This is a genomic window from Arthrobacter sp. M4 (assembly GCF_020251205.1).
Taxonomy (GTDB): Bacteria; Actinomycetota; Actinomycetes; order Actinomycetales; family Micrococcaceae; genus Arthrobacter.
This window is the reverse complement of sequence record NZ_JAIWYX010000008.1, coordinates 181,702-201,155: the sequence shown is the minus strand read 5'-3', so window position 1 is coordinate 201,155 and position 19,454 is coordinate 181,702. Positions and strand designations below refer to the sequence as shown.

Below are 19,454 nucleotides of genomic sequence, written 5' to 3'. Positions count from 1 at the left end.
ACTGCCTGTCGCCTAGCTTGTTCGCCGTTTCAGTGACGCTTCGCTGCTCCCCGCACAGCGTCCGCTCCGGCGAGCCCCAACTCCCGTTCGCCCAGCCATTCGAAGTAGCGCGCGACGTCGTCGTCCGTCACCTCTGACAGCGTGGCGGGGCGCCACTGTGGGTTCCGGTCCTTGTCCACCACTTGCGCCCGGATTCCCTCGCGGAAGTCGGGCCCCCTCAGGCAATGCAGCCCCACGCGGTAGTCCTGGTCAAGTACCTCCGCGAGCGAAAGCCCGCGGGCGCGCCGAAGCGCCTCAAGCGTCACCTTGACCGACGTCGGAGACTTCGCCTCGATCGTCTCAGCCGCCTGGGCGGCCTCCCCACCCGCGGATCGCAGCCGCGCGACGATCTCCTCGGCGTCGTCGGCGGCATAGCACTCATCGATCCAGCGCTGCTGGGTTGCCAGGGCGGACGGCGGTGCTTGTTCGGCAAAGCGTCCGACGGCGGTCTCCGCCGCTTCGTCCTCCAGCGCCGCCGCCAGCGCGTCCAGCTGCTCGGACGGGACAAAGTGGTCGGCCAGCCCCAGGAACAAGGCGTCCGCCCCGTCCAGGTGCGTGGCGGTCAGGGCGGCATGGGTTCCAGACTCACCCGGCGAGCCCGACAGCAGCAGCGTCCCGCCGACGTCGGGGGCGAAACCAATGGTGGTTTCGGGCATGCCGGTGCGGGTCCGTTCGGTGACCACGCGTACGGAACCGTGGGCAGACACACCAACGCCGCCGCCGAGCACCAGCCCATCCATGAACGCCACGTACGGCTTGCGGTAACGGGAGATCAGCAGGTTAAGGCGGTATTCCGCGGCCCAGAAATTGGCGGTGATGTTGCCACCGCGCAGCATGTCATCGTAGATAGCCACGATGTCTCCGCCCGCACAGAGCCCCCGATCTCCGGCACCGCGAACCAGGACGGTCTGGACGTCGTCGTCGTCGGCCCAGGCCTCAAGCTGTTCCCGCATGGCCACCACCATGGGCTCCGTCAGGGCATTGACGGCTTTGGGGCGGTTCAGCGTGACAACGCCCAAGCGGCCCCGCTTCTCGAAGAGAACCTCGTCGAACGTGGCCTCATTGCTTGGGTTGATTGTCTCCTCCGCCATCAGCTGCCCGCCGGCATGACGAAGCTGGCACCCTGCCGAATGCCGGACGGCCAGCGCGTGGTGACTGTCTTGGTCTTTGTGTAGAAGCGGAAGGCGTCGGCACCGTGCTGATTCAGGTCACCGAAACTGGAGGCCTTCCAGCCGCCGAACGTGTAGTACGCGATTGGCACCGGGATGGGGACGTTGACGCCCACCATGCCCACTTCCACGCGGCTGGCGAAGTCGCGTGCTGCGTCGCCGTCGCGCGTGAAGATGGCCACGCCGTTGCCGTACTCGTGCTCGCTGCACAGCCTGAGCGCTTCGTCGTAATCGGCGGCTCGGATGATGCTGAGCACCGGGCCGAAGATCTCCTCCTTGTAGATCTTCATGTCCTTGGTGACGTGGTCGAACAGCGTGGGCCCCAGCCAGAAGCCGCCGTCGTAGCCGTCCACGGTGAGGCCGCGGCCGTCGGTTACCAGGGTGGCGCCCTGTTCGACGCCGGACTCGATGTAGCCCTCGATCCGCTCCTTGGCGGCTGGCGCCACAACGGGACCGAAGTCCACGCCCTTTTCCAGGGATGGGCCCACGCAAAGATGCTTGATCCGCTCCTGCAGCTTGTCCACCAGCCGGTTGGCTGTTTCTTCTCCCACGGGAACGGCCACGCTGATGGCCATGCACCGCTCGCCAGCGGAACCGTAGCCTGCCCCGATGAGGGCATCGGCGGCCATGTCCAGGTCAGCGTCCGGCATGATCACCATGTGGTTCTTGGCGCCACCGAAGCATTGGGCGCGCTTGCCGTGGGCTGCGGCGGTGGCGTAGATGTACTTGGCGATCGGCGTGGACCCCACAAAGCCGACGGCCTTTACCCGCGGTTCTTCGAGGATGGCGTCCACGGCTTCCTTGTCACCGTTGACCACGTTGAACACACCGTTGGGGACACCGGCCTCGGTGAAGAGCTCAGCCAGCCGGAGTGGCACGGATGGGTCCCGTTCGGAGGGCTTGAGGATAAAGGCGTTGCCCGCCGCGAGCGCAGGACCTGACTTCCAGAGCGGGATCATGGCCGGGAAGTTGAAGGGAGTGATTCCGGCGACGACACCAAGCGGCTGCCGCAGGGAATGGACGTCAATGCCACCGCCGGCGTTGTCGGAGAACTCGCCTTTCAACAGGTGCGGGGCTCCGGCAGCGAACTCCACCACCTCGATGCCGCGCTGGATGTCGCCCTTGGCATCCAGGAGGGTCTTGCCGTGCTCCGAGGACAGGAGCGTTGCGAGCTCCTCGATGTGCTCGTTGACGAGGTCTACGAACTTGAGAAGGATCCGCCCGCGCTTTTGCGGGTTCATCGCGGCCCATTCAAGCTGGCCCTTCTCAGCGTTGGAAACAGCGTTTTGGACTTCTTCCTTGCTGGCCAGCGGGACACGGGCCTGAACTTGCCCGGTGCAGGGGTCGTAGACATCGCCGAAGCGTCCCGATGTCCCGTCCACCCGTTGTCCGTCGATGTAATGGGATAGTTCGCGCACCATGGGAAATGCTCCTTCGCATTGTGGATGCCTTGCGATTTGCCCGGAATACCGCGGTCCACCCCCACCCGCGGGATGTGATCCAGGTCATCTGAAGCCGAATATACTCGGACTTCCTACTAAATTCCAGAGTCCGTCTTGGCTGCCGCGCCAGACTCGGTGGTATCCAGCAACAGTGTCAGGAATCGTTCCACCGTTGCCAACTCTTCGGCAGTGAAGCCATCGGCCGCCTCCTGCAGCCATTCCATCTGCTTGGCATAGTGCGGCAGGATCTCCGGCTGAATTTGCTGGCCTTCCGGGAAGATCAGGACACGTCGCCGGTCGGTCGTGGAGCGTTCGCGGCGGATGAAGCCGCTTTTCCAAGGCATCCAGGACTCCCGTCATGGTGCCCGGGGTGAGGCCTGTGGGCGGACTCGCGCTGGGGCTGTTCATCGTCCCCCTGGCGGGTGCCGCCGTCGAGCATGTTGAACCGCGCGACGCCGGAGCGGCCTCCGGGACGCTGTCCACCGTGCAGCAACTCGGCTCCGCGCTGGGCGCGGCTGTGGCCGGCATCTGGTTTTTCGCGCCAATCCACCTGCCCACGTCCCCGCAAGGTCCCGACGCCGGAACGCACCTTGATCCCGTGACCTCCGGCTGGCTGGCAGGCGCTGAAGACGGCCTTGTGGTGGCCGCGATCGCGTGCGCCGTAGCCGCCATTGCGACCGTGGCGCTGCAACGTCGACGGCGGCAGGCAGCATAGCTGGCTAACGGCGGCTGCGCCCGGATATGAGCCGCGACGTCAGCCCTGGAGCTTGGCGGTAATGCGATGGGCTTCTTCCAGCAGGAGCTTGCCAAGGAACGGCTGGCGCTCCGCCCGGAATCTCGGTTCTATCCCGGTCATGGAGACAGCACCCACAGGGCGTCCATCCCGGTCAAATACTGCGGCCCCCATGCCCCAACTGCCTTCAAGGACCAAGCCAGGGTTGACGGAATAGCCACGCAACGCAGTTTCGGCCAAGCCCTTTCGAACAATCTCCAGGGTATGTCCGGCGCCAAAACTCCCGGCGTGCTCGTCCCAATCGGCAAGGATCTCCTCGCGTTCCTCCTTGGGCAGGAACGCGAGGATGACCATTCCTGCCGAAGCCACGCCAACCGGGAAGCGGACGCCTTCGTGGAGCACAAATGACCTGACCGGAAAGGTCCCCTCTTCCCGCAGCACGCACACCGTTTCACGTCCCCTGACGATCGAGTAGAACGCGCTCTCGCCGGTTTCTTCCGCCAAGCGTCGTAGGCCCGGCCGGGCGAGCTCGTCGAACGAGAAGCGCGCTGCAGCGACGCTTCCAAGGAGGAAGACCTCCGGTCCCAGGATCCAGTTGCCGCTGGCTGCGTCATGGTCCACCAGGCCTTCCGCAGCCAGAGAGGCGAGGAGCCTGTGGACTGTGGGCCGGGTCAGTTCCGTTTCCCGGACGAGGCCGGGCAGGGACATGCCACCGGGTTTTCTCCCGATCATCCTGAGCAGCGCAGCAACGCGGCGGACTACCTGGGTGCCTTGCACGGGGATCGGCTGCGTCCCCTGCGGGACGGTAATACGGGCCATGTTGAAGCTCTCCTCTGGCAAAGCAGCTCAAGAAATCCTCCACAATGTGGACAGCCACCAGCGTACCGTCCACACTGTCGTCAGCGACAGGGATTACTCGTGTTTGTGGCCTTGACCTTGGATTGGCGCAATACCTAGGCTCCATTAGCAGAGAATTCTGGGACAGCAGCTCGCGGGACGGACCCGGGCATTGTCCACTAAGTGGACCAAGCGGCGGCTCCGCCGCCACCCAGCACCAATGCGACGACCCAGCGATGAGAACTCAAGGACGAGGAGGAGCCAGCACGTGGGCAAACTTCGGAACAGTGCAGGCGAGGCACTGCATGACGTACTTCAGGACGGCATTACCCTGGCCGTTGGCGGCTTTGGATTGAGCGGCATCCCCGCTGACCTCATCGACGCCGTCAGGGACTCCGGCGTCAAGGACCTCACAGTGGTTTCCAACAACATGGGCGTGGACGGCAAAGGCCTTGGAGTCCTGATCGAAGCAGGCCAGGTCCGCAAAGTCATCGCTTCCTACGTCGGCGAGAACAAGCTTTTCGCCGAGCAGTACCTGTCCGGCACGCTGGAAGTCGAGTTCACTCCGCAGGGAACACTCGCCGAACGCCTCCGTTCGGGCGGCGCCGGAATTCCAGCCTTCTACACGCGGACGGGCGTGGGAACCATAGTGGCCGAAGGCAAGCCGCATGCGGAGTTTGACGGAAGACTCTACGTTCAGGAACGCGGCATCGTGGCCGACGTCGCCCTGGTCCACGCCCACACGGCCGACACCGACGGCAACCTCATCTACCGTTACACAGCCCGCAACTTCAACCCCGTAGTGGCGACGGCCGGCGTCGTCACCATTGCGGAGGCCGAAGCTATCCGCGAGCCTGGCGAGCTGGATCCCAACCACATCGTCACCCCGGGCGTGTACGTGCAGCGACTCATCCAAGCCAGCAATCGGACCAAGGATATCGAGCAGCGCACGGTCCGGCCCCGTCCCCTGTCCCAGAACGCTGAAGCAGTTCTCGCAACAGCCTGAACCTATTGCCGCCGACTTCAGGCCACACACTCAAAGGAGAGAAACCGGGTCATGACTACAGCGCAACTCAAGAAACAGGACATCCAGGATAGGGGCCTTGCCCGGTTGGCGCAGCGGCTGGCCGGGTGGACGGAAAAGTGGTTTCCGGACGCCTACATCTTTGCCCTGGCTGGCGTTGTGGTGGTTGCGGTGGCCGCACTGGCCATCGGGGCATCACCCAAGGCAATCGTCGATTCCTTCGGCAACGGGTTCTGGGACCTGACTGCATTCACGCTGCAGATGGCCATGGTGGTGCTGACCGGCTATGTCGTGGCAACGTCGCCACCGGTTGCCCGACTGATTGACCGTTTGGCGAAAGTCCCGGGTTCTGCCCGCACCGCTGTCAGCTTTGTAGCGCTCCTGGCCATGTCCGTGTCCTTCGTCAACTGGGGATTGAGCCTGGTCTTCGGCGGCCTCCTGGCACGTGCCATCGCACGACGGAAGGACCTCGCCGTCGATTACCGGGCACTCGGCGCTGCCGCGTTTATGGGACTCGGCGCCGTGTGGGCCTTGGGACTTTCCTCCTCGGCCGCCCAGTTACAGGCAACCAAGGCCTCCATCCCGCCAGCATTGCTGAAAATCACCGGGGTCCTCGATTTCGGCACAACCATATTCACGTGGCAGTCCCTGCTGACACTCGCCATCCTGATGGTGATCACCACCGTGATCGCGCATTTCTCCGCCCCCACTGGTGGTGCCATCAGGACGGCGGCTGACCTCGGCGTCGACCTCAACGACCAGCCCGAAGTCGCGGAGCAGCGCTCGCGCCCTGGCGAATGGCTCGAGTACAGCCGGATCCTGCCGATCCTGGCGGGCGTCCTGGCCCTCGGATGGCTGGTTTCGCAGCTTCTCACAGTTTCTGTGCTCACCGTGGTCAGCTCCCTCAACGCCTACCTGCTGGTCTTTTTGGTCCTGGGACTGGTGCTGCACGGTACTCCGCGCAGATTCCTCCAAGCGGTGAGCAAGGCCGTACCCGCCACAGCAGGAATTCTGGTGCAATTCCCGCTTTATGCCGCCATGGCCGCTATCCTAACCAAAGCCACCGGCGCGGGAGGGCTTTCCGTTTCGGAGCATTTGGCGCACTTTTTCACGAGCATCGGTGGCAACGGCGCATTCCCCGTGGTTATCGCCGTCTACACCGCCATCCTTGGCATGTTTGTACCTTCAGGCGGTGGAAAATGGCTGGTCGAGGCGCCCTACGTGATGCAATCCGCCACGGACGTCCACATGAACCTTGGTTGGACGGTGCAGATCTACAACATCGCAGAAGCTTTGCCCAACCTGGTCAATCCGTTCTTTATGTTGCCGTTGCTGGCCGTGATGAAACTGCGAGCCCGCGATTTGGTGGGCTTCACCTTCCTGCAATTCCTGTTCCATTTGCCTGTTGTGCTTTTGCTGGTGTGGCTCCTCGGCACGACATTCCACTTTGTGCCACCCATCATTCCGAACTAGCCGCCCAGATCGAATACTTAAGACAAAGGGAGAAAACCGTGGCCTGGACACGTGACCAAATGGCCGCCATCGCGGCCGAAGAACTTAACGACGGCGACTACGTCAACCTAGGGATAGGCATACCGACGCTTGTGGCCAACAACCTACCCGACGGCATACGAGTAGTGCTGCAGAGCGAGAACGGACTGCTGGGCATGGGCCCTTTCCCGTACGATGGCGACGAGGACGCAGACCTGATCAACGCCGGCAAGCAAACCGTCACCATACTCCCCGGAGGCAGCATCTTCGACTCCTCCACCAGTTTCGGGATGATCCGCGGGGGCCACGTCAAGGTTGCCATCCTGGGCGCCATGCAGGTATCCAGTGCGGGCGACCTGGCCAATTGGACCATCCCGGGAAAGATGGTGAAGGGCATGGGCGGGGCCATGGACCTGGTGGCCGGAACTCCTCGCGTGGTGGTCCTCACCGAGCACGTAGCCAAGGACGGCAGCCCCAAGATCGTCAGCGAGTGCACACTGCCGCTGACCGGCCAAGCCGTGGTGGACCGCATCATCAGCGACCTCGCAGTCTTCGACCTTGTGGAGGTCGACGGCGGCAGCCGGCAATTACTGCTCACCCGCGTGGCGCCCGGGGTCACGGTGGACGAAGTCAGGGAGAAAACCGGCACGGAATTCGATGTTCGACTCGAGAGTGAAGGAGTGGCGGCATGAGCCTCAAGGAACAATTCGGCAAGGACGTCCTACTGACCGGCTGGGGCCATACCCGCTTCGGCAAGCTCAGCGAGGAAACATTGGAGAGCCTCATTGTGCAGGCCGCGGGAGACGCGATCCGTAACTCCGGACTAGAGCCCGGAGACATTGATGAGGTCTACCTTGGCCAGTTCAATTCCGGGATGATGCCCCTGGCGTTCGCCTCTTCGCTGGCCCTCCAGCTCTCCCCGGAACTGGCCAATGTTCCCGCCACCAGGGTGGAAAACGCCTGCGCTTCCGGATCCGCTGCGTTCCAACAGGGAGTGAAGTCCCTGTTGGCGGGGACTTCACGGAACGTGCTGGTGATCGGCGCGGAAATGATGACGCCAGCGGGCGCTGACGTTGTGGGCGCCGCGCTGCTGGGCGCTGACTACGACATGGCCGGCAAAGCGTCCTCCACAGGTTTCACTGGCCTGTTCGCCGATGTCGCCAAGCATTACGACAAGCGCTACGGTACCGCCCTCCGCAGTGCCAACACCCCCAACGGCCTGGGGGACGTACTCGGCTCCATCGCTGCGAAGAACCACCGCAATGGCGTGGACAATCCCTACGCCCAACTGCGCAAGGACCTCGGCGTCGAGTTCTGCCGAACCGTCTCGGACAAGAACCCGGTGGTTGCCGATCCGCTGCGACGCACCGACTGCTCCCCCGTGTCCGACGGCGCCGCCGCCGTCGTGCTCAGCGTCGCACCGTCGTCGGGAGCTGCCACCGCTCCGGTGCGCCTTGCAGGCTTCGGTCACGCCAACGACTTCCTCCCGGCCGCCCGGCGCGACCCGGTGGAGTTCGCAGCCACGCGGGCGTCCTGGCAGCGGGCGCTAGCCATGGCCGGCGTGGAACTTGACGGGCTGGACTTCGCAGAAGTCCATGACTGCTTCACCATTGCGGAACTGGTGATTTACGAGGTCATGGGCCTGACGCCCCGGGGCGAGGGGTTCCGAGCGATTGAAGAAGGATGGGTCTTCAAAGACGGCAAGCTCCCCGTCAACGTATCCGGTGGCCTGAAGTCCAAGGGCCACCCGGTCGGCGCCACCGGCGTGTCCCAGCACGTCATTGCCGCGATGCAGCTGACCGGCACGGCCGGCGACATGCAGTTGGCCAACCCTCGCCGCGCGGCGGTCCAAAACATGGGCGGCCTGGGCATCGCCAATTATGTGAGCGTCCTGGAGGCCATCTAGCTGGTTGTTTCAGCGGATCACCGCTGAATCTCCACACCTTTAAAGCCCGACGACGGCGCGTCGCACCAAAAGTGCGGCGCGCCGTCGTCGTTCACAACGAAAGGTGGGGAGTTTGCCTGAGGGTGAGATTGACGCCCGGCTGTGAGCTGTGCCATATTGAGGGGCATGATCAACCTGTTGGACAGCTGGACAGCTGGACAGGACAGAGTGGTGCGAGTTGGTGCTGCGGAGGCAGTCCTCGCTTCCCTGCGCAACGCCATAGAAGGAGGCAAGATCCCTGTGGGGTCTCGCCTGGACTCCGAAGCATCGTTGGGCCAGCAGTTCGGCGTGAGCCGGACGATGGTCCGGGAGGCCCTGCGTTCATGCAACGCGCTGGGGCTCACCGCCACCTACACCGGCAAGGGCACGTTCGTGATTGCGGACAAGGTTGCCCAGGACCTCAAGCTCGGGAAGTACTCCGCGCAGGAACTCTTGGAGGCTCGACCGCACATCGAGGTTCCGGCTGCGGGACTTGCCGCCCAGCGCCGCAGCATCGAGGATGTGGAGGCGCTCCGCGAAGTCCTTAACGCCATGGCCGAAGAGGAGGACCTCCACCAATGGGTCATCCTGAACTCGGAGTTCCATGCGATGATCGCCCGGTGCAGCGGCAATGGCGTCTTCACGTCAATGCTGTCCGATATTGAGGATGCCATGTCCAAACAGTCGAACACGGTCAACCTGGTGGTCGATCGGCGGAAGGAATCCGGCACCGAGCACACCGCGATCTTCGAGGCAATCGAACGTGGTTCCGCGGACGACGCTTCCCGCGCAATGGCCGAGCATCTCCATGGCGTGGAGTGCACGCTGGACGCTGTCCTTCCCGGCAGGAAAGTACCCCTCAGCTCCTAGGGCGATCAATCCGTTGCAGTACCCCAATATCCGCCATCAACTCCTGCCAACCCTACATATCCGCCAGAAACGCAGTGCCGGGGCATTGTCCGAAGCCCACCGTCGTGCTTCGAGGCAACAGGGTGCCCTTGGCCTGCCTCGAGTCCGCAGCTGAAAGGCCTGCCATGACACAAACATCAATCGCCCCTGCCCTGTCCGCCATCGAACACGCTGAAGGAGAACCACGATGGGGAAGGCACCAGAAAATCCGCATGCAGATCATTGAATACCTGGCCAGAAATGGGGCCAGCCGGCTGAGCGACGTCAGCAGCGAACTCACCGCGTCCAAGGAAACAGTGCGGTCCCACCTCAAGGCGCTAGAGAACGCCGCCATCGTACGCTCTGACATACCGGCCGAATCAAGGGCTAGGATGACTCCCTTCTATTCCCTGGCCAAGCCCGCCGCATCCAGGCAGACCGGGATTCTGCGCTGAAATAGCCCACCTTTGAAGCCCCACGACGGCGCGTCGCGCTAAAGGTGCGGCGCGCCGCCGTCGTAATTCGGGAAAGGTGGGGAGGTTCAGCGCCGGAGGGCGCTATTACTTGGCGTTGATGGCCTCTGCGCCAGCCGTGGCGCAGGCTTCGTCAAGGGCGCCGTCGGGAGCACCGCCCACGCCGATGCCGGCCACGGACACTCCATTGACCTTGAGGGGCACGCCGCCGGGGAGGAAGAGCGTGCCGGGAAGGTCGGCGATGGAGGGTCCGTTGCCGTTGACCCGCTTGGCCAGTTCGCTGGTGGGTGCGCCAAAGGCCGCGGCGGTGTAGGCCTTCTGCTTGGCAGCCTCGATGGTGTGTTCTGCTGCGTTGTCGCCGCGAAGAAGCGCCTGCACCGTGCCGAAACGGTCCACCAGGGCAACGGTCACGAATGGCAGCTTGTCGGCCTGGCACTTTGCCAGAGCTGCCTGGACGGCAGAAGCCGAGGCGCCCACGCTGATGCGGTTCTGTGCCACCACATTCTCCGGCGTTGGCGCAATGTCGACGGCGGGGATGACCTTGGCCGCTGACTGTTCCACAGCCGGCGTGCCGACGTTGGCCATGGCAGTGGCGGCACCTGTCAGGACCAGGGCACCTGCCGCCGCAATGCTTGCAATCTTGGTGGACTTCTTCACGGACTACTCCTAGGGTTGCTCAGTTCGTGGACCTCAGTGGGTACAGGACCAATGTTTCCGGGCCCACCCACACGGCCACATCGGGCCGTCGTCGAACCTCAACTCCACCATTCGGAGGCGAGGTATCAGCCAAAAGTCTGAGGTGCCTGCAAAGATGCAGCCCTAGCATGGAAAGAAGGCCTTTTGTCAGCGGAGGAGGAGACAATGAGCGCCTCCGGCGAGGTTCAACGCCCCCAGGCACGCAGCGCCCTCGAGCGCCGCATCGACGCTGCCGTTCATGTCGGCTTCGCTGTGCTGATGGTTGCCTCGGGGGTTCGCTGGATACTCCGCCACAGCCCCGCGGACAATGCAGGCGTGATCGCTTTGGCGTTGGCGGTCTGCGGATTATATGCCGTGGTGGCCATACTTTCGCAACGGCGCCGTCCATGGGCCGCTTGGATGTTCGCGTTGGTGGCCGCGTGGGCCGCGCTGGTCATCCTGGCGCCAAGCTTCGCGTGGTGTTCGGTGGCTATTTTCCTTCTCTGCCGCATGGCGTTTAGCGGCTGGACCGCCTACTTGGCTGCTGGCGCGACGGCGGCCGCCACCGCCGTCGGGCTCTTCCGCCTCAGCGGCGGGACGGACGTCGCCATGCTCCTGGGACCGCTGGCCGTCGGCGCGCTGCTCACGTTCGTCTACGACCGCATCGAAAACGATGCCGCCGTGCAGCGGGCGCTGCACAGGGAGGTGACGGAGGCCCAGCAGCTGCTGGCTGCCAGGGAACGCGAGGCAGGGATCGCTGCGGAACGCGAGCGCGTCGCCCGGGAGATTCATGACACCGTGACCCAGGGGCTGGCCAGCGCGGTGCTGCTGCTCGAAGCGGCGGAGCGGTCGTGGCCTGTGGGGCTGAATAACGCCGACGGCGATGCCCGCGACGACGTCCGTCGCGCCACCGGGCTCCTTCGGACCAACCTGGCCGACACCCGCAGCCTTGTCCACCAACTGTCCCAGCCAGGGCTGGACGCCGCGCCGCTGCCCGAGGCCATCAGGCAGGCCGCATCGGCCTACCTCGACACTCCGATGTTCACTGTGACCGGCGAGCCCAGGCCCGTTCCGGCCGAGACCCGGCATGCCCTCATCCGCGTCACCCAGAGCGCCGCGGCCAATATCCGCCGGCATGCCGGCACCGCCACGGCGAGCATCACATTGGGTTACCTCCCAGATGCCGTCACCCTGGACGTGTTCGACGACGGCCGTGGCTTTGATCCGGCGCAGTTGCCTTCTCCATCGGGCCAAGGAGGGTATGGCCTGCGCGCCATGCGGCAGCGGATCGAGCAGTTGGGCGGAGCGTTCTCCGTGGAAAGCGCTCCCGGCGAGGGGACGGTGATCGCGGCACAGGTGCCGCTGCGCGCCGACGAGGCAACCGCCGCCGACGAGGCAACCGCCGCCGGCGAGGCAGCCCCGGCAAGGCTGGCAACCCCGGCAGGGCTGGCGAGTCACCCTGGGATGACCACCCACGCCAGTGTCACGGCTGACTCTGGGGTGCGGCCGCCGTCGTCGGCGTCTTCAGGGGAAGGCGAAGGCGCATGAACCGCATTTCCGTTTTGCTGGTTGACGACCATCTGGTGGTGCGCAGCGGACTCAAGGCCCTACTCGCCACGCAGCCGGACATCGACGTGATTGGCGAGGCCGCAACCGGGGAAGAAGGCTTACAGGCTGCCCGGGAACTGTCTCCAGACGTTGTGATGATGGACCTGGCCATGGGTCCCGGAATCGATGGCATCGAGGCTATCCAGCGCCTTCGGCAGGCAAAACCGCGGCAGGCGATACTCGTGTTCACCACGTATGATTCCGACGCTGACATTGTCCGTGCAGTGGACGCCGGCGCCATGGGTTACCTGCTGAAAGACGCTGCCCCGGAGGAAATCTTTTCCGCCGTCCGTGGCGCGGTCCAGGGCAGGAGCGTCATGAGCGCACCGGTGGCGTCTCGCCTGTTCCAGCAGCTCAGGAACCCGGACGAACTCCTCACCCCCAGGGAAGCAGAGCTGCTTAGCCTGCTCACGCAGGGCCTCAGCAACCGCGAACTCGGGAAGCGCTTGTTCATCTCCGAAGCCACGGTGAAGACACACCTTGCACACATCTACGCCAAGCTCGGCGTGGAAACCAGGGCCGCCGCCATTGCCGTAGCCATCCGGCGTGAAGGGATGCGCTAAGCGGCAAGTTCGGTAAGTTAGTGGCTGTGAAGATTGCTACCTGGAATGTGAACTCGCTCCGTGCCCGCGCCGACCGTGTGGATGCCTTCCTGCAAAGGAGCGATGTTGACGTCCTTGCCATCCAGGAAACCAAGTGCAAGGACGACAACTTCCCGTGGGAGCTCTTCGAGAACAAGGGCTACGAGGTGGCCCACTTCGGCCTGAACCAATGGAACGGCGTCGCGATCGCTTCCCGCGTTGGTATGGAGGACGTCCAACGCACCTTCGTGGACCAGCCCACTTTTGGCAAGGGCGGCAAGAACCCCACGCAGGAGGCCCGCGCGATTGGCGCCACCTGCGGCGGCATTAGGGTGTGGAGCCTGTACGTGCCCAACGGCCGGTCCCTGGACGACGAGCACATGCCGTATAAGCTGCTCTGGCTCAGCGCCCTGAAGGGCCACGCGGCCACCCTTCTTGAGAAGGAACCCGAGGCCCAGGTGGCGCTGATGGGTGACTGGAACATCGCGCCCTTCGACGACGACGTGTGGGACATCGAATATTTCCGCACCAACCTCATGACGCACGTCAGCGAGCCCGAGCGAGAAGCCTTCCACGCCTTCGAAGAGGCCGGGTTCACGGACTTGGCCCGTGCCTACACTCCAGGACCGGGCGTCTACACCTACTGGGACTACACGCAGCTCCGCTTCCCCAAGAAGGAAGGGATGCGGATCGACTTTGTCCTGGGTTCCCCGGCCCTGGCGGCACGGGCCACCGGTGCGATGATCGACCGGGAAGAGCGCAAGGGCAAGGGTGCCTCGGACCACGCTCCGGTCATCGTAGAACTTGCGGATTAGTCACTCCCTGACCACTCTCACGGCATGATGAAGGAGGAGCCGGCGTTGACGGGCAATCTTTACCGCGGGCAGGCAGGCCTGCCGTTCTCCTCGTCGCTGCGTGTGTACGAGCCCCTTGAAGCCTTTCCGGTCGACGAGCAGGAGCAACTGGCGGACGCTGGATCGCAGCTGGGGTCAAGGGACGCGGTCGAGTATGCGGAGCTGCTGGCCTCGCTGGGCCGGATCACTCGGGAGGGTGGCGACCCCTTCCCCACAGGCCGCACCGATTTGGTGCGGGTCACCCGGATTCGGGACGAGAACGACGCCGATCGCCTCCTGTACTGCCCCAGCCAGCTGGTCATTCGGGCTGGCTTGGCAGCCAATGCGCTCATGGAGGGCATTCACGGGCCGCTGGCCGAGCTCCTCATTCCCGAGGAACAACGAGACCGGCACCAGGAACGCATCAACAGGGTCAATGCCGCGCGTGGGTCCAAGACGGTCCACACCCGGGCTTCCACTTGGGGCATTCCCTTCAGCTGGTTCTCCCTGTTCCAGGAATCCGACCGGACGGACGTTGTTGAATCTGCCGGCCGGATTGTCACGGTCCGTGTGTGGGCGCCGCTCACCGATGCGTTGGAGCGGGCCCGCTTCGCCGTGGCGAACTTGGCACTGGCCGCCCCGGACTTGGACATGTTGGACGACTTGACGCAGCTGACGGAGTGGCTAGAGCTGTTCCATGTGCAGTCCATGGTTGAGCTGGACTATGGTGCGGTGGCTGACAAGGTGTACCCGGACGAATCTCCCATGGATGTGCGGCTGGGCATTGAGTGCCTGGCAGAAGGCGACATGACGGGAGCTGCGGCAGCCTATCGCCGACTCGCTTCCCGCTGGATCCCCATCCGGCAACTGGCCAGGGCGTCCTAACGCAAGACTTGGCGCCCTGCCACGTGCCGTCGTCGGGCTTTAGCCTTGCTTGTCCAACCGCGGCGGCGCCGTCGTCTCCCGGACGATCAGCTTATGGGACGCCACGGTAGTGCGGACGGAGCCGGTGGCGCCGGCCAGTTCATCCAGCAGCATCCGTGTGCCCAAACGCCCCTGGTCCACGGGGTCCTGCGCCACGGTGGTGAGGCCAAGGGCCTCAGAAAACTCATGGTTGTCGATTCCGACGACGGAAAGGTCTTCCGGCACGCGGACTCCCCGGCGGCGCGCCTGCAGTATGGCACCAATCGCCATTTCATCGGAGGCGCAGAAAAGTGCGGTGGGTTTGCGGCCCGGCTTGGACCAGAGTTCGTCAAAGCCCTCCTGGCCGCTCCCTACGGTGAAGTTCCCGTAAATGTCCCAGTGGGCGGGCATCGCACAGCCGGCCTTTGCCATGGTGTCCGTGAAGCCCTCCACACGTAGCCGGGGTACGGCGAAGTTCAAGTCCGAGTCGTCCTGCCCGTGGAGGAGCGCGATGTCGCGGTGGCCGAGCTTGATCAGGTGGGAGGTCGCCAAAGCGGACGCCGCGTAATCGTCGATGCCTATGCTGGGACAATCCTCCACCGGACCGCCGACTACTATCAGCGGGATGTCGATGCGCTGGAGGTCATCGATCTCTTCATGGGTCAGGGACATGCAGAGCACTAGGAGAGCGTCGATCTGCTTGTACACCATGGTCTTGCTGAAGAGCCGCTCCCGGGCACCGCGCTGGCCGCCCAAGTTAAAAAGGGACAGGTTGTAGCCACGGGCATGCAGTTCCCGGTCAACGCCCTCAATGGCCTTGAAGAAGAACCAGCGATCCACGTAGGGGGCCAGCACACCGACGGTTCGGGTGCGTCCGGTAGCGAGTCCGGACGCCGATGATGATGCGACGTAGCCGAGTTCCCCGGCGATGCGCAGGATTTTTTCCCTGGTGGCGGGCGAAACCCGCGGCAGGCCACGGACGGCCCTGGAAACCGTGGCAGTGGAGACACCCGCTGCGGCGGCTACATCTTCGATGCTGACCCCGGGGTGTCCTCCCCTCTGGGCCCTTTCGGTGCGTGCCACAGTGCCCTCCTCAGCGGCCTCGTTCTCCGGCGTGTGCCGGTGGCCGTTGACATGCCCGTGCGGCAAATATCCACCCTATCCGCCGGGCTGTCCTTTCTTGAATTGCTACGAGTGTGCGCAGCGGGCGGCGGCACGGCCGGCCACCGCCCGCTGCATTGTGCGGGTCTTGACGATTCCTTAGGAGTGTCGCCGTCCTGTCCTGGCGGGTAAGCGCCGCCGCAGGACTACCATTCCCCAGATCATCAGGACTACAACCAGGAGTCCCACGGCCCAAGCCACAGCGGACTGCGCCGTGAGCTCCATATAGACCGTCACCACCAACAGCACGAGTGCCCAGAAGGCGAGGAATCCGATGATGAGATCGAAGTCCTCCCCGATGCGCACGCGCTTCGGGTCCGGATGTACCTCATTGCCGCCGTGATCCCGGCCGGAGTGCGCTGCTGGGGTCACTTGACGGCACCCGCAGTGAGACCGGCAACGATCTTGCGCTGGAACACCAGCACCAGGATCACCAACGGGATGGTGACGATGGTGCCCGCAGCCATAACTGCCGTGTACGGCTCCTGGTGGGCCTGGGCACCTGCGAAGTACGCGATGGCCACGGTGACCGTACGGGTTGCGTCGTTGGACAGCTGGCTCGCGATAAGGAATTCGTTCCAAGCCGCGATGAACGCCAGGATGGCCGTGGTGAAGGTGGCCGGTGCCGCGAGGGGCAGGATGACCTTCCGGAACGCCTGTCCCTGGGTGCAGCCGTCAATACGGGCGGATTCCTCAAGCTCCCACGGCATCTCGCGGAAGAAGGAGGTCAGCGTGTAAACCGTCAGCGGCAGCACAAAGGAAATGTTCGGAATGATCAGGGCCTGGTAGGTACCCATCCAGCCGATGTTGGTGAAGAGCTGGAACAGCGGGGTCACCAAGGCAACGCCCGGGAACATGGAGGCGCCCAGGATAAAGCCCATCACGGCGAACTTGAAGCGGAAGTTGAGCCGTGCCAGTGCGTAGGCTGCGAACACACCCACAACCAAGGCCACGATGGTTGTCACCGCCGCGACAAAGAGGCTGTTGACCAGGTTCAGTCCAAAGTGGTTGCCAAGGCTCTCATCGAACACCGTCCTGAAGTTGTCCAGGCTCACGTGGTTGAAGAAAGGTGTGTTGTCGAAGGTATAGCCGACGTCTCGGAACGCTGTGACGATCATCCAGTAGAACGGAGCGAGGCACCAGATCAGGATGATGGCGGCGCTGATGTAGGTGCGGAACTGGCCCCAGTCATAAGGCCTCTTGCGCACGGCAGGTTCAGCGGTGTGGCGCGTAGGGGTAGCGGTTGCAGTAGCCATGTCACTTGGCCTTTCCGGTGCCGGCCGCCGCTACGGCATTGGCGCCGAGGAAGCGGACGAAGATGAATGCCACCAGGAAGATGACTATGAATGTGATAGTCGACAACGCTGCCGCCGTATTGAAGCCTTGCCTGATCTGGTCGACCACCAGGATGGACAGCGTCGACGTGTTGTTGGCGCCGGCCGTCATGATGGCGGGAAGGTCGTACATACGCAGTGCGTCCAGGACGCGGAACAGGATGGCAACCATGAGGGCGGGCTTCACCAACGGGAGGGTGATCTGCGTGAAGCGCTGCCACGCGGACGCGCCGTCCACCTTGGCTGCCTCGTAGACCTCGTCAGGAATGAGCTGGAGGCCCGCAAGGATCAGCAGCGCCATGAACGGCGTGGTCTTCCAAACGTCCGAAATTACGATGGCCCACTTGGCCGGCCATTCGGAACCGGTCCAGAGGATCTGGGTATTGAACAGCTTGTTGGCGATGCCTTCAAAAGCGAAGATGAAGAACCAGAGCTTGGCCGTAACGGCGGTGGGGATGGCCCACGGCACCAGCACGGCTGCACGGATCAGGCTCCGGCCACGGAACGTGCGGGCCATGATCACGGCCATCCAGAAGCCGAGCACCGTCTCCAGCGCCACCGTGACGATGGTGAAGAAGAACGTGGTGGCCATGGAGTTCCAGAACTGCGCACCCAGGGTGCCCGGCGGGCAGGCCGCGCCGCCACACTGCTGCAGGATCCAGTGCGTGTAGTTGTCGACGCCTGCGGGACCGCCTTCGGAGAAGAAGCCCGTGGCAGGGTCAAGGCCGGAGTCCTTCTGGAAGGACATGATGATGGCATTGACCACGGGGTAGATAATGACGACCGCCAGCAGGACCAGCGTCGGCGTGAGGAGCGTGTAGGCCCATCTCCCTTGCGTCACCTGCTTCCGGTCCGCACTCTCGCGGCCCGGCATACGGTGGCCGCTGGGGGCGGTCACTGCGGTCTGGGGTTTTTGAAGTTCTGTTGACATGGTGACTCCTGTCAGCCGGGCCGTGGCCGCGGTCCCAGCCCCCTATCCATTCCTGGGAAAGGGGTACCGGGCCACGGCCAGGCTCCTGCTACTTTGCTCCGGCGGCTTCCATTGCCGACTGCATATCGTTCAGTGCGGCGTCCACCGTCTTCTCGCCCTTGATCGCTGCGTAGCCGTTATCCTGGATTGCCTTGGTGACGGCCGGGTAGAACGGGGTCACGGGGCGCGGCACTGCGTTCTGGATGGACGTCTTCAGGACTGGCAGGTAGGGGAGCTTGGAAACGAGTTCCTGGTCGTCATACAGCTTGCTCAGCACCGGTGCAAGGGAGCCCTGGGTGGCGTAGAAGCGCTGGGTCTCTTCGCTGGCGATGAACTTGATGAAGTCCGTGACCGTTGCCTTGTTCTTCGAGTACACGCTCATGGCGATGTTGTGGCCACCAAGCGAAGAAGCACCCGGTCCGCTCTGGCCCGGAAGCGGAGCCATTGCGAAGGTGTCCTTCACCTTGGAGGAACCGTCAGTCTTGGCCAGGTTGTACACGTATGGCCAGTTCCGGTGGAAGAGGAGCTTGCCGTCTTCAAACGCCATGCGGCCCTGTTCTTCCTGGAAAGTGATGGCCTCGGTGGGAATGTTCCCAGCCTTGTAGGCGTCAACAAGCTTGCTGAGGCCCGTCTTTGCCGCGTCGGACTTGACCACTGCCTTGCCGGAATCGTCTACGATCTTGCCGCCGAAGGAGTTGATGGCCTCCGCGACGTTAACCGTGAGGCCCTCGTACTTCTGGTATTGGCCGGCGTAGCAGCCGATGTTGTTCTGCTTGGCGATGGAGCACATGCTCATCATTTCGTCCCACGTCTTGGGGGGCGTCTGGACGAGGTCCTTGCGGTAGTAAAGGATGCCGCCGTCAGAGCTCTGCGGGACTGCGTAGAGTGTGCCGTTGTAGGTGGAGCTCTTGACCGTCGATTCCAGCATGCCGGTGGTCGGAACTGCCGTCTTGTCCTTGAGTGGCTGCAGCCAGCCCTTGGCTGCGAATTCGGCAACCCAAATCAGGTCCACGCTCATGACGTCGTAGTTCGGGTTCTTTGCCTGGAGGTTCTGCACGAGGTCATCGTGCTGCTGGTCTGCCTTGTCCGATTGCTCCTTGAAGGTCACCTTCTCGTTCGGGTGCGCCGCGTTCCACTTTTCGATGAGCGGACGTACGACGTTGGAGTTGTCCTTGCCCTGCACGTAGGTGATGGGGCCGCGTCCGTCGAGGTTGGCTGCGGCGTCACCTCCTCCAGTGGCGGTGCTGCCACCACCGCCGCCGCCACAGGCGGACAGCGTCATAGCAAGAACCCCGGCAACAGCGGCCGGAAGAAGGAACTTGTTGGATTTCATGCTGGAAACTCCTCGATGAGCGAAAAGCAGAAAATT

At 63.7% G+C, this 19,454-nt stretch carries 21 protein-coding genes; 11 read left to right on the top strand and 10 right to left on the bottom strand.

Annotated elements, in window-relative coordinates:
* Window positions 1-29 precede the first annotated feature (29 nt).
* The 3 genes from LD110_RS15625 to LD110_RS15615 all read right to left on the bottom strand — a co-directional run bounded on the left by LD110_RS15625 (window position 30) and on the right by LD110_RS15615 (window position 2,994).
* Window positions 30-1,130 (bottom strand): enoyl-CoA hydratase/isomerase family protein, encoded by a 1,101-nt coding sequence (locus tag LD110_RS15625; RefSeq protein WP_225499751.1) that lies wholly within the window; start codon window positions 1,128-1,130, stop codon window positions 30-32.
* Complete coding sequence (locus tag LD110_RS15620; protein ID WP_225499750.1) at window positions 1,130-2,629, bottom strand: CoA-acylating methylmalonate-semialdehyde dehydrogenase; 1,500 nt, start codon at window positions 2,627-2,629, stop codon at window positions 1,130-1,132. Before LD110_RS15620 ends, LD110_RS15625 begins: the two co-directional genes overlap by 1 nt.
* 116 nt (window positions 2,630-2,745) lie before the next feature.
* On the bottom strand, window positions 2,746-2,994 hold the full coding sequence (locus tag LD110_RS15615) for a MarR family winged helix-turn-helix transcriptional regulator (RefSeq protein WP_225499749.1): 249 nt from the start codon (window positions 2,992-2,994) through the stop codon (window positions 2,746-2,748).
* Between the two features lie 14 nt (window positions 2,995-3,008).
* Here LD110_RS15615 and LD110_RS15610 point away from each other — a divergent pair, with 14 nt between their 5' ends.
* Complete coding sequence (locus LD110_RS15610) at window positions 3,009-3,365, top strand: hypothetical protein (protein WP_225499748.1); 357 nt, start codon at window positions 3,009-3,011, stop codon at window positions 3,363-3,365.
* Between the two features lie 39 nt (window positions 3,366-3,404).
* Here LD110_RS15610 and LD110_RS15605 read toward each other — a convergent pair whose 3' ends face one another.
* Window positions 3,405-4,202, bottom strand: coding sequence for an IclR family transcriptional regulator (locus LD110_RS15605; protein WP_225499747.1), 798 nt, complete (start codon window positions 4,200-4,202; stop codon window positions 3,405-3,407).
* Window positions 4,203-4,488: 286 nt separating this feature from the next.
* Here LD110_RS15605 and LD110_RS15600 point away from each other — a divergent pair, with 286 nt between their 5' ends.
* The 6 genes from LD110_RS15600 to LD110_RS15575 all read left to right on the top strand — a co-directional run bounded on the left by LD110_RS15600 (window position 4,489) and on the right by LD110_RS15575 (window position 10,002).
* Complete coding sequence (locus LD110_RS15600) at window positions 4,489-5,226, top strand: CoA transferase subunit A (protein WP_225499746.1); 738 nt, start codon at window positions 4,489-4,491, stop codon at window positions 5,224-5,226.
* 51 nt (window positions 5,227-5,277) lie between these two features.
* On the top strand, window positions 5,278-6,717 hold the full coding sequence (locus LD110_RS15595) for a short-chain fatty acid transporter (protein ID WP_225499745.1): 1,440 nt from the start codon (window positions 5,278-5,280) through the stop codon (window positions 6,715-6,717).
* A 38-nt stretch (window positions 6,718-6,755) separates the two neighbouring features.
* Window positions 6,756-7,427 (top strand): 3-oxoacid CoA-transferase subunit B, encoded by a 672-nt coding sequence (locus tag LD110_RS15590; RefSeq protein WP_308012447.1) that lies wholly within the window; start codon window positions 6,756-6,758, stop codon window positions 7,425-7,427.
* The gene (locus tag LD110_RS15585; protein WP_225499744.1) at window positions 7,424-8,641 is read left to right on the top strand and encodes an acetyl-CoA acetyltransferase; all 1,218 of its coding nucleotides are present in this window, start codon (window positions 7,424-7,426) and stop codon (window positions 8,639-8,641) included. The genes LD110_RS15590 and LD110_RS15585 overlap by 4 nt, the downstream gene beginning before the upstream one ends.
* 168 nt (window positions 8,642-8,809) lie before the next feature.
* On the top strand, window positions 8,810-9,529 hold the full coding sequence (locus LD110_RS15580; RefSeq protein ID WP_225499855.1) for a FadR/GntR family transcriptional regulator: 720 nt from the start codon (window positions 8,810-8,812) through the stop codon (window positions 9,527-9,529).
* Window positions 9,530-9,693: 164 nt separating this feature from the next.
* Window positions 9,694-10,002 carry an ArsR family transcriptional regulator gene (locus LD110_RS15575; protein WP_225499743.1) on the top strand — a complete coding sequence of 103 codons (309 nt, stop codon included), beginning with the start codon at window positions 9,694-9,696 and terminating at the stop codon, window positions 10,000-10,002.
* A 105-nt stretch (window positions 10,003-10,107) separates the two neighbouring features.
* Here the strand turns inward: LD110_RS15575 and LD110_RS15570 are convergent, their stop codons facing one another.
* The gene (locus LD110_RS15570; RefSeq protein ID WP_225499742.1) at window positions 10,108-10,677 is read right to left on the bottom strand and encodes a heme-binding protein; all 570 of its coding nucleotides are present in this window, start codon (window positions 10,675-10,677) and stop codon (window positions 10,108-10,110) included.
* 204 nt (window positions 10,678-10,881) lie between these two features.
* Between LD110_RS15570 and LD110_RS15565 the strand changes: the two genes are divergently transcribed.
* The 4 genes from LD110_RS15565 to LD110_RS15550 are packed head-to-tail and all read left to right on the top strand — an operon-like array spanning window position 10,882 to window position 14,602.
* Complete coding sequence (locus LD110_RS15565; protein ID WP_225499741.1) at window positions 10,882-12,243, top strand: sensor histidine kinase; 1,362 nt, start codon at window positions 10,882-10,884, stop codon at window positions 12,241-12,243.
* Window positions 12,240-12,866, top strand: coding sequence for a response regulator transcription factor (locus LD110_RS15560; RefSeq protein ID WP_225499740.1), 627 nt, complete (start codon window positions 12,240-12,242; stop codon window positions 12,864-12,866). Before LD110_RS15565 ends, LD110_RS15560 begins: the two co-directional genes overlap by 4 nt.
* A 26-nt stretch (window positions 12,867-12,892) precedes the next feature.
* The gene (locus LD110_RS15555; protein WP_225499739.1) at window positions 12,893-13,699 is read left to right on the top strand and encodes an exodeoxyribonuclease III; all 807 of its coding nucleotides are present in this window, start codon (window positions 12,893-12,895) and stop codon (window positions 13,697-13,699) included.
* A 45-nt stretch (window positions 13,700-13,744) separates the two neighbouring features.
* Complete coding sequence (locus tag LD110_RS15550; RefSeq protein ID WP_225499854.1) at window positions 13,745-14,602, top strand: hypothetical protein; 858 nt, start codon at window positions 13,745-13,747, stop codon at window positions 14,600-14,602.
* A 39-nt stretch (window positions 14,603-14,641) separates the two neighbouring features.
* Here LD110_RS15550 and LD110_RS15545 read toward each other — a convergent pair whose 3' ends face one another.
* The 5 genes from LD110_RS15545 to LD110_RS15525 all read right to left on the bottom strand — a co-directional run bounded on the left by LD110_RS15545 (window position 14,642) and on the right by LD110_RS15525 (window position 19,418).
* Complete coding sequence (locus LD110_RS15545) at window positions 14,642-15,703, bottom strand: LacI family DNA-binding transcriptional regulator (protein ID WP_225499738.1); 1,062 nt, start codon at window positions 15,701-15,703, stop codon at window positions 14,642-14,644.
* A 177-nt stretch (window positions 15,704-15,880) separates the two neighbouring features.
* On the bottom strand, window positions 15,881-16,153 hold the full coding sequence (locus LD110_RS15540) for a hypothetical protein (protein WP_225499737.1): 273 nt from the start codon (window positions 16,151-16,153) through the stop codon (window positions 15,881-15,883).
* A complete protein-coding gene (locus tag LD110_RS15535; protein WP_225499736.1) occupies window positions 16,150-17,037 on the bottom strand; it encodes a carbohydrate ABC transporter permease in 888 nt (295 codons plus the stop codon). Before LD110_RS15535 ends, LD110_RS15540 begins: the two co-directional genes overlap by 4 nt.
* Before the next feature lies 1 nt (window position 17,038).
* The gene (locus LD110_RS15530; RefSeq protein ID WP_374200351.1) at window positions 17,039-18,046 is read right to left on the bottom strand and encodes a carbohydrate ABC transporter permease; all 1,008 of its coding nucleotides are present in this window, start codon (window positions 18,044-18,046) and stop codon (window positions 17,039-17,041) included.
* Between the two features lie 88 nt (window positions 18,047-18,134).
* The gene (locus tag LD110_RS15525) at window positions 18,135-19,418 is read right to left on the bottom strand and encodes an ABC transporter substrate-binding protein (RefSeq protein ID WP_225499735.1); all 1,284 of its coding nucleotides are present in this window, start codon (window positions 19,416-19,418) and stop codon (window positions 18,135-18,137) included.
* Window positions 19,419-19,454: the final 36 nt, after the last annotated feature.

What these genes read in the sequence shown, in the direction of transcription:
- LD110_RS15615 (WP_225499749.1), bottom strand. Translation starts at nt 2,994, where the DNA reads ATGCCTTGGAAAAGCGGCTTCATCCGCCGCGAACGCTCCACGACCGAC.
- LD110_RS15625 (WP_225499751.1), bottom strand. Translation starts at nt 1,130, where the DNA reads ATGGCGGAGGAGACAATCAACCCAAGCAATGAGGCCACGTTCGACGAG.
- LD110_RS15595 (WP_225499745.1), top strand. Translation starts at nt 5,278, where the DNA reads ATGACTACAGCGCAACTCAAGAAACAGGACATCCAGGATAGGGGCCTT.
- LD110_RS15535 (WP_225499736.1), bottom strand. Translation starts at nt 17,037, where the DNA reads ATGGCTACTGCAACCGCTACCCCTACGCGCCACACCGCTGAACCTGCC.
- LD110_RS15560 (WP_225499740.1), top strand. Translation starts at nt 12,240, where the DNA reads ATGAACCGCATTTCCGTTTTGCTGGTTGACGACCATCTGGTGGTGCGC.
- LD110_RS15585 (WP_225499744.1), top strand. Translation starts at nt 7,424, where the DNA reads ATGAGCCTCAAGGAACAATTCGGCAAGGACGTCCTACTGACCGGCTGG.
- LD110_RS15575 (WP_225499743.1), top strand. Translation starts at nt 9,694, where the DNA reads ATGACACAAACATCAATCGCCCCTGCCCTGTCCGCCATCGAACACGCT.
- LD110_RS15525 (WP_225499735.1), bottom strand. Translation starts at nt 19,418, where the DNA reads ATGAAATCCAACAAGTTCCTTCTTCCGGCCGCTGTTGCCGGGGTTCTT.
- LD110_RS15605 (WP_225499747.1), bottom strand. Translation starts at nt 4,202, where the DNA reads ATGGCCCGTATTACCGTCCCGCAGGGGACGCAGCCGATCCCCGTGCAA.
- LD110_RS15610 (WP_225499748.1), top strand. Translation starts at nt 3,009, where the DNA reads ATGGTGCCCGGGGTGAGGCCTGTGGGCGGACTCGCGCTGGGGCTGTTC.
- LD110_RS15530 (WP_374200351.1), bottom strand. Translation starts at nt 18,046, where the DNA reads ATGTCAACAGAACTTCAAAAACCCCAGACCGCAGTGACCGCCCCCAGC.
- LD110_RS15565 (WP_225499741.1), top strand. Translation starts at nt 10,882, where the DNA reads ATGAGCGCCTCCGGCGAGGTTCAACGCCCCCAGGCACGCAGCGCCCTC.
- LD110_RS15620 (WP_225499750.1), bottom strand. Translation starts at nt 2,629, where the DNA reads ATGGTGCGCGAACTATCCCATTACATCGACGGACAACGGGTGGACGGG.